The sequence below is a fragment of the Sinorhizobium garamanticum genome (assembly GCF_029892065.1).
Classification (GTDB): domain Bacteria; phylum Pseudomonadota; class Alphaproteobacteria; order Rhizobiales; family Rhizobiaceae; genus Sinorhizobium; species Sinorhizobium garamanticum.
In genome coordinates this window covers 503421-516228 of the sequence record NZ_CP120373.1, presented here as the reverse complement: position 1 = coordinate 516228, position 12808 = coordinate 503421, and the positions used below count along the sequence as shown (strand labels likewise).

Sequence of the window (12808 nt, the reverse complement as noted above, 5' to 3'; positions counted from 1 at the left end):
GGGCAGGCCTATTGACGGATCGCTTGCGCGTTAACAGTCTATTAATACCCGGCCCATCTGCGAGGGTCCAGCAAAGGCGCGGCGTCGGCAACGCCTTTTGCCGCGCAAGGTTAATAGGTCGGGATTTGTGCGATGCACAATTTTGTTGCAACGCACAACGAAATCGATTATAGGATGGGCATCAACAAACCGGTGCCTCTGAAGAGGGCCAAACTTAGGAGCGCTTACCATGGCTACCAAGAAGACCGACGATGCATTTTCCCTCTCCTCCTTCGAGCCGGCCAAGTTTGCCGACGGCTTCCGCGAGTTCGCCGAAAAGGGCGCCGCGCAGTCGAAGGAAGCCTATGCCAAGATGAAGACCGCTGCCGAAGAAGCGACCAAGACCGTCGAAGCGACGCTTGAAAACGCTCAGACCGGTACTGTCGAACTCGGTCTCAAGGCCATCGACGCTCTGCGTACCAATGCCGAGAATTCCCTGTCGCACATGGAAGCGCTGCTCGGCGTGAGGTCGCTTTCGGAGCTGGTCGAACTCCAGACCACCTTCATCCGCAAGCAGGCCGAGCTTGCCGTCGAGCAGGCGAAGACCATGCAGGAAGCGACGAAGAAGGTCGCCGAAAACGTTGCCAAGCCGGGCAAGGACGCCGCCGAAAAGGCAATGTCGAGCTTCAAGAAGGCCTGATCGGCTACTGCATGATTCCTCAAAGCGGAATCAATTTGAGGACAAATCATGCAGCGATTCCAAGTGCTACAGTGACCTTTGCGCATCTCAAGAGACGCGCGGCGCTGTAGATCGCAGCGCCTCACATCATCAGAAAGACCGGGTGGCTTGCCATCCGGTCTTTTTGCAGGATAATCGCAAGTTAAGGCTTGCAAATCAGCGGCAGTGCCCGTATGTGAGCCGCCAAGCGACACATGTCGCATCCGTGTGCGGTTGTAGCTCAGTTGGTTAGAGCGCAGGTTTGTGGCACCTGAGGTCGGTGGTTCGAGACCACCCAACCGTACCATTTTCTTCAATAATTCGATTGTAGTCTTCGTCCGAACGTGCCCGTTGTGATTGCGGCGCACGGAGAATTTGTTGAAGGATACAGTGATATGGCCGACGAAATACACAATGAGCGCGTCTTCGCTCTTTGGGGGCGAGGGATCGCGCTTACCACTGCCGTCGGTTTGGGTATAGCGCTTTTCGCCTATTTGTTTGAGCCACCCGAATGGCTTGTCGTGTCCATGCTTTTTGTCTGGGCTGGTTGGGCATACGGATTGACGAAAAATCGCTTCTTCGCGCTGGATTTCGACGAGGGGCGCTCGTCGGCTACGCGGTCCGATGGCGAAATATCGCACCAATCGGAGGACCGCGGGGCGCGCTGAAACCTTTTTATTTCGTTTCGAGGCGCGCTGGTGGAAGCGGCAGTCAGATGGCCCGGGCGGCACCAATCCCATTTGATTTTTCCGGCCCAGTCGTTTTCAAACTTGCGACCCTTCCCCACACACTCACACGAAGATCTGATGCTCCGCCGTCACCAGTTCCTGTAAAAACGAGACGACCGTGCGCACGCGCACCAGATCGCGCGCGCTTTCGTGATAGGTCGTCCAGTAGGCCCGCCTGATGGTGGTATCCTGCAGGATGCGTTCGAGCTCGGGAACCTGGCGGGCAATGTAGTTGTGCAGAATGCCGATCCCGGCGCTGGAGCGGACCGCTTCCGTCTGTCCCGTGGCGCTGGAAATCTCGAAGGAAGCATCCCAGCTTCGCATGATTTCGGCGGAGAAATTGAGCGAGGGCGTGAAGATCAGGTCTTCGACATAGCCGATGCGGCGATGGTCCTTGAGATCGTCGATCGTTAGCGGCGTACCATAGCGGGCAAGATAATCTGCCGATGCGTAAAGCCCCAGTGTATAATCAGTCAGCTTGGACGAAACGAGACGTCCCTGTTCCGGGCGCTCGATGGTGATCGCGATGTCGGCTTCGCGCTGCGACAGAGAAAAGGAACGTGGGACCGGAACGAGCTGCAGCTTGAGTTCCGGATAGCGCGCGGTCAACGCCCCGAGGCGCGGCGCGAGGAAGGAGACGCCGAAACCGTCCGGTGCGCCGATACGCACCGTGCCGGCAATCGCCGTGTCGATCCGGCCGATCTGCGACTGGGCCGCGAGCATTTCGGTTTCCATGCGTTCGGCTGCGGCAAGGAAGACTTCGCCCTCGGCGGTCAACTCGCAGCCGTTCGGGCGCCGGACAAGAAGTCTCGTTTTGAGTGCTTCCTCAAGCGCCGTCACCCGGCGACTGAGGGTGGCGTGATTGATGCCGAGCCGCTTCGAGGCGGCGAGAATTTGCCCCGTTCGCGCCACCGCGAGAAACACTCTGACATCGTCCCAGTCCATGCCGCAGCTCCATGGGCTTTAGTTTCTGCACAACGGTTCCTGAATATCGGAAATTGAATTGTTCAAATCGTAGTGCGATCATGGGACCACAATCAAGATCAGGAGGAGCATTCGATGTACGAAATCGGACATTTCATCGATGGCAAGCGTGTTGCCGGCAAAAGCGGCCGTACCAGCAACATCTTCAACCCCGCGACCGGTGAGGTTCAGGGGACCGTGGCGCTTGCAAGCGACGCCGAACTCGCCGCAGCGGTCGAAAGCGCGAAGGCCGCACAGCCGAAGTGGGCTGCCACCAATCCGCAGCGCCGCGCTCGCGTTTTCATGAAATTCGTCCAGCTCCTCAACGAAAACATGGACGAGCTGGCCGAGACGCTCTCGCGCGAGCATGGCAAGACGATCGAAGACGCCAAGGGCGACATCGTTCGTGGCCTTGAGGTTTGCGAATTCGTCATCGGCGTTCCGCATCTCCAGAAGAGCGAATTCACCGAGGGCGCCGGTCCGGGCATCGACATGTATTCGATCCGCCAGGCCGTCGGCATTGGTGCCGGCATTACCCCCTTCAACTTCCCGGCGATGATCCCGATGTGGATGTTCGCCCCGGCGATCGCCTGCGGCAACGCCTTCATCCTGAAGCCCTCGGAGCGTGACCCGTCCGTGCCGATCCGGCTCGCCGAACTGATGATCGAGGCCGGCCTGCCTGTTGGTGTGCTCAACGTGGTCAATGGCGACAAGGGCGCGGTCGACGCGATCCTGACGCACCCGGATATTTCCGCCGTTTCCTTCGTCGGCTCGACGCCGATCGCCCGCTATGTCTACGGTACCGCGGCGATGAACGGCAAGCGCGCCCAGTGCTTCGGCGGTGCCAAGAACCACATGGTCATCATGCCGGATGCCGATCTCGACCAGGCCGCCAATGCGCTGATCGGTGCCGGCTACGGATCGGCTGGCGAGCGCTGCATGGCGATCTCGGTTGCCGTCCCGGTCGGCGAGGAAACCGCAAACCGGCTGATCGACAAGCTGGTGCCGATGGTCGAGAGCCTGCGCGTCGGTCCCTATACCGACGAGAAGGCCGACATGGGCCCGGTCGTCACCAAGGAGGCCGAACAGCGTATCAGGAGCCTGATCGAAAGCGGCATCGCGCAGGGCGCGAAGCTCGTCGTCGACGGCCGCGACTTCAAGCTGCAGGGCTATGAGAACGGCCATTTCATCGGCGGCTGCCTGTTTGACCACGTGACGCCGGACATGGACATCTACAAGACGGAGATCTTCGGACCGGTTCTGTCGGTCGTGCGTGCAAAGAACTACGAGGAAGCGCTGTCCCTGCCAATGAAGCACGAATACGGCAACGGTGTCGCGATCTACACCCGCGACGGCGATGCGGCGCGCGACTTCGCCTCACGCATCAACATCGGCATGGTCGGCGTCAATGTTCCGATCCCGGTTCCGCTCGCCTATCACTCCTTCGGGGGCTGGAAGTCCTCGTCCTTCGGCGATCTCAACCAGCATGGAACCGACTCGTTCAAGTTCTGGACCAAGACGAAGACCATCACCTCCCGTTGGCCGTCCGGCATCAAGGATGGCGCCGAGTTCTCCATCCCGACGATGAAGTGAGGAACGCAAATCGTCCCATCTGGGATCCTCCCCTCTGGGCCTCCTTCGGGAGGCCCTTTTTTGTTGCATCGGGTGTGGCGGTACAACTAACGTCAGTCGCGCGTGATGCGATTCCTTGAAGATTCGCATCACTCATTCATGGACGGCCGTTTTGGGGATGATGGCGGCCCGGTTTCGGTTGGCAGGAAGCCCTCCCTTCTAAGGCCGGGAGGCGTCGGTTCGTAGGGGGGTATCATGACTTTGGCAGAGCCGTTATCGGCGCAGACTGTGGGGCAGGGCAGCTTCGGGCGCTCGGCGGACCGAGACTTCCAGCGCCTTTCCTTCAGTGGCAGCGCCAGCGAATATTTCGGGATCTGGGTCGTCAACATCCTGCTGACGATCCTCACCCTCGGCATTTATTCCGCCTGGGCCAAGGTCCGCCGCAATCGCTATTTCTACGGCAACACCGTTCTTCTCGGCCGCGCTTTCGAATATCACGCGAGGGGGTGGCAGATCCTGATCGGGCGCCTGATCGTCTTCGCCTACCTGGTCCTCTACAATGTCATGCTGACATTCGTGCCGCTCGTCGGCATAGCGCTCAGCGTGTTGCTGCTGTTCTTCGTGCCCTGGCTCCTTGCCCGGGGGCTGCGCTTCAGTGCGCGGGTGACGAGCTACCGCAACGTCCGCTTCGACTTCGTCGGCCGCGCCGGCGGCGCCTTTGTCGCCTTCATTGTCGGCCCGGTTCTCGCAGCCTTGACGCTCGGAATTCTCGCGCCGCTCGCCAGCCGCTGGTCGTATCGCTATATCGGCAACAACCTGCGCTACGGGCGGAAAGCCTTTGCGACCGATCCGTCCGTCGGGCAGATCTACAGGAACTGGGCGATCTCGGCGGCAATCATCGTGCTCGGGTTTCTGATCGTCGGTTTTGTCGTCGCCCTCAACAGCGCACTTATTGCCACGGCGATCGAGAACCCCGATTTCGCCGAGATGGTGGAGATGCAGGCGTCGCTTACACTGCTGATAGTGCTCGGCTACGTCCTGATCCTGTCGATCTTCGGCGTGGCGGGCCTTGTATACCGCGCCGGGGTTCGTAACGTCGCCTGGTCCGCCACCACCTTCGACGGCAGGCACAGGCTGCTCAGCGATCTCTCGCGCCTGCGCTACACCTGGATCGCGGTCTCGAACTTCGTCGTCACGCTTGTTACACTTGGCCTGATGCGGCCCTGGGCCGCGGTTCGGATGGCGCGCTACGTCAACGAACACACGGCCGTCCGCTTCGACGGCAATGTCGGCGAGATACTGTCCGCGATCGAAGCGGAGGGCTCGGCGGTCGGCGCCGAGTTCATGGATATAGAAGGTTTCGACTTTGGCTTCTGACGGCCCGGCCATTGCACATGGCGAGTGGCACCCTCGGGGATCGAGCCGCTCGCTGCCCGCAAGTCTCCTCGAACGTGCAGGGCGCCTCGCCGTGCGCGACGAAACCGGTGCCGAACTCGCGGGCGGCAGCCTGTCCTCGATCGAGATCTCGTCGCGGGTCGGTCGCATACCGCGTCGGATCACCTTTCCCGACGGTTCGCTCTTCGAGACCGTCGACAACGACGCGATCGACCGGTTCCTCGCCGGCAAGGGCTGCGCCCGCGAGGGGATCGTCCACCGGCTGGAGCGGTTCCATCCGCGGCTCATCGCCTTCGTCGCCGCAACGATCCTCCTTGGCGCGCTGATCTATCGCCTTGCCCTGCCGGCCCTGGTAGAGGTTGCCGTCGCCGTCACGCCGCCGATCGTTCCGCGCATCATGTCGGCGAGCACGCTCGAGACGATGGATCAGACGTTGCTCGGCGAATCGAAACTCGACGAGGCGCGGCGCGGCCGGATCCTCGACGGGTTCCGTCGCATCGTGGCTGAGTCCAGCGGCGGAGAGGCGGGCTACACGCTCAACTTCCGCAAGGGCGGCGCGGTCGGCCCCAATGCCTTCGCGCTTCCGGACGGAACGCTGATCCTCACCGATGAACTTGTCGAACTCGCGGGCGACGACACGGAGATGATCGTCGGCGTGCTGGCGCACGAGATCGGCCATGTCGAGCACAAGCATAGTCTCAGGCAGATCTATCGCGCCGCCGGCGTTGCCGCGCTCATCATGCTAATTGCCGGCGATATCGGGTCGGGAGCCGAGGACGTTCTCGTGCAGGGCGGCGGCCTCTTGTCGCTTTCCTACTCCCGCTCGGCCGAGGCCGAGGCGGACAGGCATTCCGTCGAGTTGATGATGAAGGCCGGACTCGATCCGACCGCGATCGCCCGCTTCTTCGAACTGCTCGAAGCCAAGCTCGACGACCATTCCGAAACGAGCATCTTCTCCACCCATCCCGGAACCCCGGAGCGGCGCAAGGCGATCCTGGACATGATTGCGGAACTGCGCAATCCGAACAGATAGAAGGCTGCGTGGCGCCCGTCTGATTGGCCGAAACGAAAACAGCGGGCTCTCGCCCGCTGTTTCGTGTCTTATTCAAATAATCCGCTCAATCCTGCGGTCCGTCGTTGTAACCGACCTTGTCGACCAGTTCCGAAGCCTTCTTGCGGTTAGCCGCAATGTCGGCAAGCGGCAGCGTATCCGGCTTGATCGTGCCGAAGGACTTGACGATTTCGGATGGCTCGGCGCCCGGAAGCACCGGGTACTCGAAAACCTGCTCGGCATAGATCTTCTGTGCTTCGCCTTCGGACAGGAACTCCATCAGCTTGATGGCGTTGTCCTTGTTCGGCGCGTTCTTGGCGAGCGCCATGCCGGAGATGTTGACGTGGGTGCCGCGGTCCTTGCTGTTCGGGAACAGGACCTTGATGGCCGCCGCCCATTCCTTCTGCTCCGGCTCCTTCTCGTTGGTCATCATCAGACCGACGTAATAGGTGTTGCCGATCGCAAGGTCGCATTCGCCCGCGAGAATGGCCTTCGCCTGGTCACGGTCGCCGCCGTCCGGCTTCTTCGCGAGGTTGTTCCTGAGGCCCGTCAGCCATTTCTCCGCTTCGGCTTCGCCGTGATGGGCAACCATCGAGGCGAACAGACCGATATTGTAGGAATGCTGGCCGTCGCGTGTGCAGATCTTGCCCTTCCACTTCGGGTCGGCGAGTTCTTCATAGGTGATGTCGTTCTCGGTTACGCGCTCCTTCGAGGCGTAGACGACGCGACCACGCGTGGTCAGGCCGAACCAGTTGCCGTCAGGATCGCGGAAATGTGCCGGAATATCCTTGTTGATCGTCTCGTTGGCGACCGGTTGCGTGACGCCGGCGTCCTTCGCTTCGGTGAGGCGGCTGATATCGACGGTGAGAATGACGTCGGCAGGGGAATTTGCCCCTTCGGCCTGGATGCGCTCGACGAGACCCTTGTCAAGGAAGAGCACGTTAGTGGTGATGCCGGTCTCCTTGGTAAAGGCATCCAGCAGAGGCTGGATCAGATCCGGCTGGCGATAGGAATAGATGTTGACCTCGCCGTCCGCCCAGACGGGTGCCGCCGAAGCAAACAGCGTCGCGGTTATCGACAGTGCCCCGATCATCGTCGTTGACATGCGCATGGTGCCCTCCACTTTCTGTGTAACTTAACAAAATCGGTCACCTTTTTGGCGCCGCGCGCACGGACAGTCAACAGCGAAACGTGGCCGTCAACGAGAAGTGATTTTTTGCTGTTTTTTGGAATTGTTCCAAACTGCGATCCGTCCTATATGATGAAAAGATGAATTTCTCGATTCCGGAGTGAATTATGCGTCTGACGAAGCAAACGAACTACGCGGTTCGCATGCTGATGTACTGTGCAGCGAACGGCGAGAAGCTCAGCCGCATCCCTGAGATCGCCAAGGCCTACGGCGTCTCCGAGCTGTTTCTGTTCAAGATTTTGCAGCCGCTGACCAAAGCGGGCCTGGTGGAAACCGTCCGCGGCCGCAATGGCGGTGTGCGGCTGCCGAAGCCGGCATCCGAAATCAGCCTCTTCGACGTAGTGAAGGTTACCGAAGACAGCTTTGCCATGGCTGAATGCTTCGAAGCTGGTGAGATCGACTGCCCTCTGGTCGACAGCTGCGGCCTCAACACGGCCCTGCGCAAGGCATTGAATGCCTTCTTCGAAGTGCTTCAGGGCTATTCGATCGACGACCTGGTCAAGGCCCGGCCGCAGATCAACTTCCTTCTGGGCCTGGACGAAACGGCACAGGTGCGCACCTCGGCGGCTTGATTTTCCGCCCCCTCATGGCGGCCGTACTCTTTCGGCCGCCATTACTCCTCCGGCAGATATTCCCTTAGGATGAATTCGATCGCCGTCGGATCGATTTCCGATTTGTCGATGCGAAAATCGGCGCCGTATTCTTCCAGGCTCTGGAAATAGGGCTCGCCCGGCGAGGACGATATGACACCGATCGGGCCAATGAAGCCCTGATGCCTCAGGGCGGGAACGGTCTCGCGAAAATCACCGCGAGGATGCACGAGATTGTCCAGCAGGATCATCGAGACTGGTTTGCCGGAAAGAAGAAACGCGATCGCGCTGTCCATCGTCCGGCAGTAGTGCAGTTCGATGTCGATGCTGTCCACTTTCCTGATCAGTCCGCTGAGGATCAGGTTTTCCGCCGGGTTGTCGTCAACGAGCAAGATGTGGGCTTTCCGTGTCATGAACGTTCACATCCCTGATTGATCGGCCGCCTATGCTGGAAGCATGCCGCTCGGGTGGCTCTGCCGGCTGCGCCGGCAACTTCACTGGATAATCTGTTCTCGTATCGCTTTCGCGACCATTTGCGTCCGGTTGACTACATCGAGCTTCTTGAGGATCGTTGCGGTGTGTGAATTCACGGTGTGCTCCGAGACCGATACGATCAGGGCAATCTCACTGGCCGTCTTTCCGTGCGAAATCCACTTGAGTATTTCGGTTTCTCTCGGCGTCAGGCCCATGCCGGCCTTGTTGGCGAGCGTCGCCCGATAGAAATAGTCGAAGGCTGATGCCGCGCTGTAGCATAGCTCGTAATGCGCGGCCTGTTCGATGTCCTCGCCATCGCCGAGGAAGAGCACGGCATAGCGCGCTCCCGTCGTTGCCGCGTTGACCGGCACGCAAAGCAACAGCTCGAAACCGAGTTGGGAAAGGAGGCTCTGACCTGATCCCAGCGTCGAATCGTTCACGCCCCATACCGACGAAATATTCGAGCCATGCAAGGCTTTGTAGACGATGGAATCGCCGAAACGGTGACGCTTGTCGTATTCCTCGGCGAGGCCGGAGGGGAGGTCGTGGAGGACCAGGCGCGTGGAAAGCATGCAGGCGTCATTCTCGTTGCCGAGTTGCAGGATGCCGAAATGCCCAAAACCGAAACGCAGCGCCAAAGTGTGGAAAATGCGGAAGAAATCCACACGGTTGAGAGCCTTCTCCAGCTCCTCGTGAAGGTCGTACCGCCTATGATTTTCCTGTAAGACCGCCACGCTCCGGCTATCTCCCCATGGCCGCGCAGCAGTTTGCCGGCCAACCTGACATGGACACTACAGCGCCGCGCGTCTTATCAGACGCGCAAAGGACGCTGTAGCACTTTGAATTGCTGCATGTTTTTATCCTTAAATCGGCTACGATTTAAGGAAACATGCAGTAGCTCCACGTCGCCGGCCAAATCCTCCACATGGACATCACCCATGCCGAATGTCCCCCCGAAATGCGTGTGCATTCTATTGCACGACGGGAAGTGTATTTCTACCGCACTATTTTGGGGTGACCGCCCGGCGCCGCGAAGCGCGCATTGCTACTGCATGATTCCCTAAATCGGAATCGATTTCAGGACAAATCATGCAGCCCTTGCGCGTCCGGTTAGACGCGCGGCGCTGTTGTGCGAGATCGCTCTCAATGCGGTGCGTCTTTCTGGCGCGCCACGCGCAATTGCTGTCAATTCCTTTGTGCAGCCGGTAAACGCGCCGTTAACGATGGCGGTGCATCGGGCCGTTTTCGAAAATCGTGGATACGCGCGCAAGCTCTACTTAAGGAAGAATTTTTCGCATAGACAAATTTCTGCAGTGACTTATTGCATTGCGACGCCAAATGTCGTTCCATCCGCCCTTGACCGGGTGTAAACGTCATTCCGCGTCAGGCAAATACGAGAACAAAAAACAAATCTGGGAAGCAAGCTCATGAAAAAGCTCACTACTCTTTTCGCAGCGACGGCGCTTGCCACGCTGATGGCCGGCTCGGCTTGGTCGAAGACGTTCGTCTACTGCTCTGAAGGTTCGCCGGAAGGCTTTGACCCCGGCCTCTACACGGCCGGCACGACGTTCGACGCTGCCGCGCACACCGTTTACAGCCGCCTTCTCGAATTCAAGAAGGGCACGACGGAGACCGAACCGGGGCTTGCTGAAAGCTGGACGATTTCTGACGACGGCCTCGAATACACCTTCAAGCTCCGTCCGGGTGTCAAGTTCCAGACGACCGAGTTCTTCACGCCGACGCGTGAACTCAACGCCGACGACGTGATCTTCTCGCTTGAGCGTCAGTGGAAGCCCGACCATCCGTGGCATGGCTACGTGACTGGCGGTTCCTGGGAATACTTCGCCGGCATGGGGCTGCCGGATGTGCTCGAGTCGATCGAGAAGATCGACGACATGACGGTGAAGATCAAGCTGAAGCGCAAGGAAGCACCGTTCCTCGCCAACCTTGCCATGCCCTTCGCATCGATCATGTCGAAGGAATATGCCGATAAGCTGCAGGCCGACGGCAAGATGAACCAGCTCAACCAGATGCCGCTCGGCACCGGTCCGTTCGCCTTCGTCGGCTATCAGCAGGACGCGGTCATTCGTTATAAAGCCCATCCGGACTATTGGGGCGGAAAGCAGAAGATCGACGATCTGGTCTTCTCGATCACCACTGATGCTGCCGTCCGTTACCAGAAGCTGCAGGCCGGCGAATGCCACCTGATGCCCTATCCGAACGCAGCCGATGTCGAAGCCATGAAGGCCGATCCGAACCTCAAGGTGATGGAGCAGGCCGGTCTGAACGTCGCCTATCTCGCCTACAACACGACGCAGCCCCCCTTCGACAAGGTTGAAGTCCGCAAGGCGCTGAACAAGGCGATCAACAAGCAGGCGATCGTCGACACCGTCTTCCAGGGCCAGGCAACCCCGGCGTCGAACCCGATCCCGCCGACGATGTGGTCCTATGACGACACCATCGCGGATGACACCTACGAGCCGGAAGTCGCCAAGAAGATGCTCGAGGATGCCGGCGTCAAGGACCTGTCCATGAAGGTCTGGGCGATGCCGGTTGCGCGGCCGTACATGCTGAACGCACGTCGCGCCGCCGAATTGATCCAGGCCGATTTCGCCAAGATCGGCGTCAAGGTCGAGATCGTCTCCTATGAGTGGGCCGAATATCTCGAGAAGTCCAAAGCAAAGGATCGCGACGGTGCGGTGATCCTCGGCTGGACGGGTGACAATGGTGACCCGGACAACTTCCTTGACACGCTGCTTGGTTGCGATGCTGTCGGCGGTAACAACCGCGCCCAGTGGTGCAACCAGGAGTTCGAGGATCTGGTGACCAAGGCCAAGGAGGCGACGGACGTTGCAGAGCGCACCAAGCTCTACCAGCAGGCTCAGGCCGTCTTCAAGAAGGAAGCGCCGTGGGCAACGCTCGACCACTCGCTCTCCATCGTCCCGATGCGCAAGAACGTCGAAGGCTTCGTGCAGAGCCCGCTCGGCGACTTTGCTTTCGACGGCGTTGACATTGTAGAGTAATCTTACCGACTGACCCGAAGGGGGCGTTTGCCATTGGGCGAGCGCCCCTCTTCCTTTTTGCCAGTGCTGCCGCTCAACCAGTTCGCGGCGACGACGGCATGAGGTTTGACTATGTTTCGATTTCTTCTGGGGCGCTTGGCGGTGCTGATCCCGACTTTCATCGGGGTTTCCATCATCGCCTTCTCCTTCATCCGCCTGCTTCCTGGTGACCCTGTAGCGCTGCTTTCCGGCGAACGGGTGATGTCGCCGGAGCGCCACGCCGAAATTTCACACCAATTGGGCTTCGATCGCCCGATCGTCGTTCAGTACCTGGACTATCTCTGGGGCGTACTTCGCGGTGATTTCGGGCTGTCGATCGTCACCAAGAAGCCGGTGATCGATCAGTTCCTGGAGCTCTTCCCGGCGACGGTCGAGCTCTCTCTCTGCGCCATCGTTTTCGCCGTCGTGGTCGGCATCCCCGCGGGTGTCATTGCGGCGATCAAGCGCGGCTCCATCTTCGACCAGATCATCATGGGCACAGCCCTCATCGGCTTCTCGATGCCGATTTTCTGGTGGGGCCTGCTGTTGATCATCGTCGTCTCCGGCATATTGCAGTGGACGCCGGTGTCGGGACGCATCTCGCTGATGTTCTTCTTTCCATCGGTCACCGGTTTCATGCTGATCGATTCTCTGCTGTCGGGGCAGGAGGGAGCGTTCCAGTCGGCCTTCAGCCATCTCGTTCTGCCGACGATCGTGCTCGGCACCATTCCGCTTGCCGTCATCGCGCGGCAGACCCGTTCGGCGATGCTCGAAGTTCTGTCCGAGGACTATGTGCGCACGGCGCGGGCCAAGGGGCTCTCCACGTTCCGGGTGGTGGGTATCCACGCCCTGCGCAATGCGATGATCCCGGTCGTGACCACCATCGGTCTTCAGATCGGTGTCATGCTGGCCGGCGCTATTCTGACGGAGACGATCTTCTCCTGGCCGGGCATCGGCAAATGGATGGTCGATTCGGTTTTCCGCCGCGACTATGCCGTCATCCAGGGCGGACTCCTGATCATCGCGGGCGTCATCATGCTGGTGAATCTCGTCGTGGACTTGCTCTACGGCCTGATCAACCCTCGTATCCGGCATTAAGGAGGGCGAT

At 59.8% G+C, this 12808-nt stretch carries 12 protein-coding genes and 1 tRNA gene; 9 read left to right on the top strand and 4 right to left on the bottom strand.

What is annotated here, in order from left to right; genetic code table 11:
- Positions 1–229: 229 nt before the first annotated feature.
- The 3 genes from PZN02_RS02560 to PZN02_RS02550 all read left to right on the top strand — a co-directional run bounded on the left by PZN02_RS02560 (position 230) and on the right by PZN02_RS02550 (position 1365).
- Positions 230–679, top strand: a complete 450-nt coding sequence (locus tag PZN02_RS02560) for a phasin (RefSeq protein ID WP_280660070.1) — start codon at positions 230–232, stop codon at positions 677–679.
- Positions 680–927: 248 nt separating this feature from the next.
- Positions 928–1004, top strand: a tRNA-His gene (locus PZN02_RS02555).
- A gap of 88 nt (positions 1005–1092) precedes the next feature.
- Positions 1093–1365 (top strand): hypothetical protein, encoded by a 273-nt coding sequence (locus PZN02_RS02550; RefSeq protein WP_280660069.1) that lies wholly within the window; start codon positions 1093–1095, stop codon positions 1363–1365.
- A 123-nt stretch (positions 1366–1488) separates the two neighbouring features.
- Here the strand turns inward: PZN02_RS02550 and PZN02_RS02545 are convergent, their stop codons facing one another.
- Positions 1489–2370 (bottom strand): LysR family transcriptional regulator, encoded by an 882-nt coding sequence (locus tag PZN02_RS02545; protein WP_280660068.1) that lies wholly within the window; start codon positions 2368–2370, stop codon positions 1489–1491.
- 114 nt (positions 2371–2484) lie between these two features.
- Between PZN02_RS02545 and PZN02_RS02540 the strand changes: the two genes are divergently transcribed.
- From PZN02_RS02540 to PZN02_RS02530, 3 genes are all read left to right on the top strand, one after another.
- On the top strand, positions 2485–3981 hold the full coding sequence (locus PZN02_RS02540; RefSeq protein WP_280660067.1) for a CoA-acylating methylmalonate-semialdehyde dehydrogenase: 1497 nt from the start codon (positions 2485–2487) through the stop codon (positions 3979–3981).
- A 234-nt stretch (positions 3982–4215) separates the two neighbouring features.
- Entirely contained in the window at positions 4216–5337 is a 1122-nt protein-coding gene (locus PZN02_RS02535; protein WP_280660066.1) for a YjgN family protein, read from the top strand.
- Entirely contained in the window at positions 5327–6388 is a 1062-nt protein-coding gene (locus PZN02_RS02530; RefSeq protein WP_280660065.1) for a M48 family metallopeptidase, read from the top strand. Before PZN02_RS02535 ends, PZN02_RS02530 begins: the two co-directional genes overlap by 11 nt.
- Before the next feature lie 85 nt (positions 6389–6473).
- Here the strand turns inward: PZN02_RS02530 and PZN02_RS02525 are convergent, their stop codons facing one another.
- A complete protein-coding gene (locus PZN02_RS02525) occupies positions 6474–7499 on the bottom strand; it encodes a Fe(3+) ABC transporter substrate-binding protein (RefSeq protein ID WP_425336282.1) in 1026 nt (341 codons plus the stop codon).
- A gap of 203 nt (positions 7500–7702) precedes the next feature.
- On the opposite strand from PZN02_RS02525, the gene rirA reads away from it, so the two are divergent.
- The gene (rirA, locus tag PZN02_RS02520) at positions 7703–8167 is read left to right on the top strand and encodes an iron-responsive transcriptional regulator RirA (protein WP_280660063.1); all 465 of its coding nucleotides are present in this window, start codon (positions 7703–7705) and stop codon (positions 8165–8167) included.
- Between the two features lie 41 nt (positions 8168–8208).
- Here the strand turns inward: rirA and PZN02_RS02515 are convergent, their stop codons facing one another.
- Entirely contained in the window at positions 8209–8598 is a 390-nt protein-coding gene (locus PZN02_RS02515) for a response regulator (RefSeq protein ID WP_280660062.1), read from the bottom strand.
- 81 nt (positions 8599–8679) lie between these two features.
- Positions 8680–9393: a helix-turn-helix domain-containing protein gene (locus tag PZN02_RS02510; RefSeq protein ID WP_280660061.1), complete on the bottom strand. Its 714-nt coding sequence runs from the start codon at positions 9391–9393 to the stop codon at positions 8680–8682.
- Positions 9394–10086: 693 nt separating this feature from the next.
- Between PZN02_RS02510 and PZN02_RS02505 the strand changes: the two genes are divergently transcribed.
- Positions 10087–11682, top strand: coding sequence for an ABC transporter substrate-binding protein (locus PZN02_RS02505; protein WP_280660060.1), 1596 nt, complete (start codon positions 10087–10089; stop codon positions 11680–11682).
- 111 nt (positions 11683–11793) lie between these two features.
- Complete coding sequence (locus PZN02_RS02500) at positions 11794–12798, top strand: ABC transporter permease subunit (RefSeq protein ID WP_280660059.1); 1005 nt, start codon at positions 11794–11796, stop codon at positions 12796–12798.
- The last annotated feature ends 10 nt before the right edge of the window (positions 12799–12808 follow it).

Bases quoted from the DNA above. Each gene is read 5' to 3' on its own strand.
- PZN02_RS02535 (WP_280660066.1), top strand. From the start codon at position 4,216: ATGACTTTGGCAGAGCCGTTATCGGCGCAGACTGTGGGGCAGGGCAGC.
- rirA (WP_280660063.1), top strand. From the start codon at position 7,703: ATGCGTCTGACGAAGCAAACGAACTACGCGGTTCGCATGCTGATGTAC.
- PZN02_RS02540 (WP_280660067.1), top strand. From the start codon at position 2,485: ATGTACGAAATCGGACATTTCATCGATGGCAAGCGTGTTGCCGGCAAA.
- PZN02_RS02560 (WP_280660070.1), top strand. From the start codon at position 230: ATGGCTACCAAGAAGACCGACGATGCATTTTCCCTCTCCTCCTTCGAG.
- PZN02_RS02505 (WP_280660060.1), top strand. From the start codon at position 10,087: ATGAAAAAGCTCACTACTCTTTTCGCAGCGACGGCGCTTGCCACGCTG.
- PZN02_RS02545 (WP_280660068.1), bottom strand. From the start codon at position 2,370: ATGGACTGGGACGATGTCAGAGTGTTTCTCGCGGTGGCGCGAACGGGG.
- PZN02_RS02550 (WP_280660069.1), top strand. From the start codon at position 1,093: ATGGCCGACGAAATACACAATGAGCGCGTCTTCGCTCTTTGGGGGCGA.
- PZN02_RS02525 (WP_425336282.1), bottom strand. From the start codon at position 7,499: ATGATCGGGGCACTGTCGATAACCGCGACGCTGTTTGCTTCGGCGGCA.
- PZN02_RS02500 (WP_280660059.1), top strand. From the start codon at position 11,794: ATGTTTCGATTTCTTCTGGGGCGCTTGGCGGTGCTGATCCCGACTTTC.
- PZN02_RS02515 (WP_280660062.1), bottom strand. From the start codon at position 8,598: ATGACACGGAAAGCCCACATCTTGCTCGTTGACGACAACCCGGCGGAA.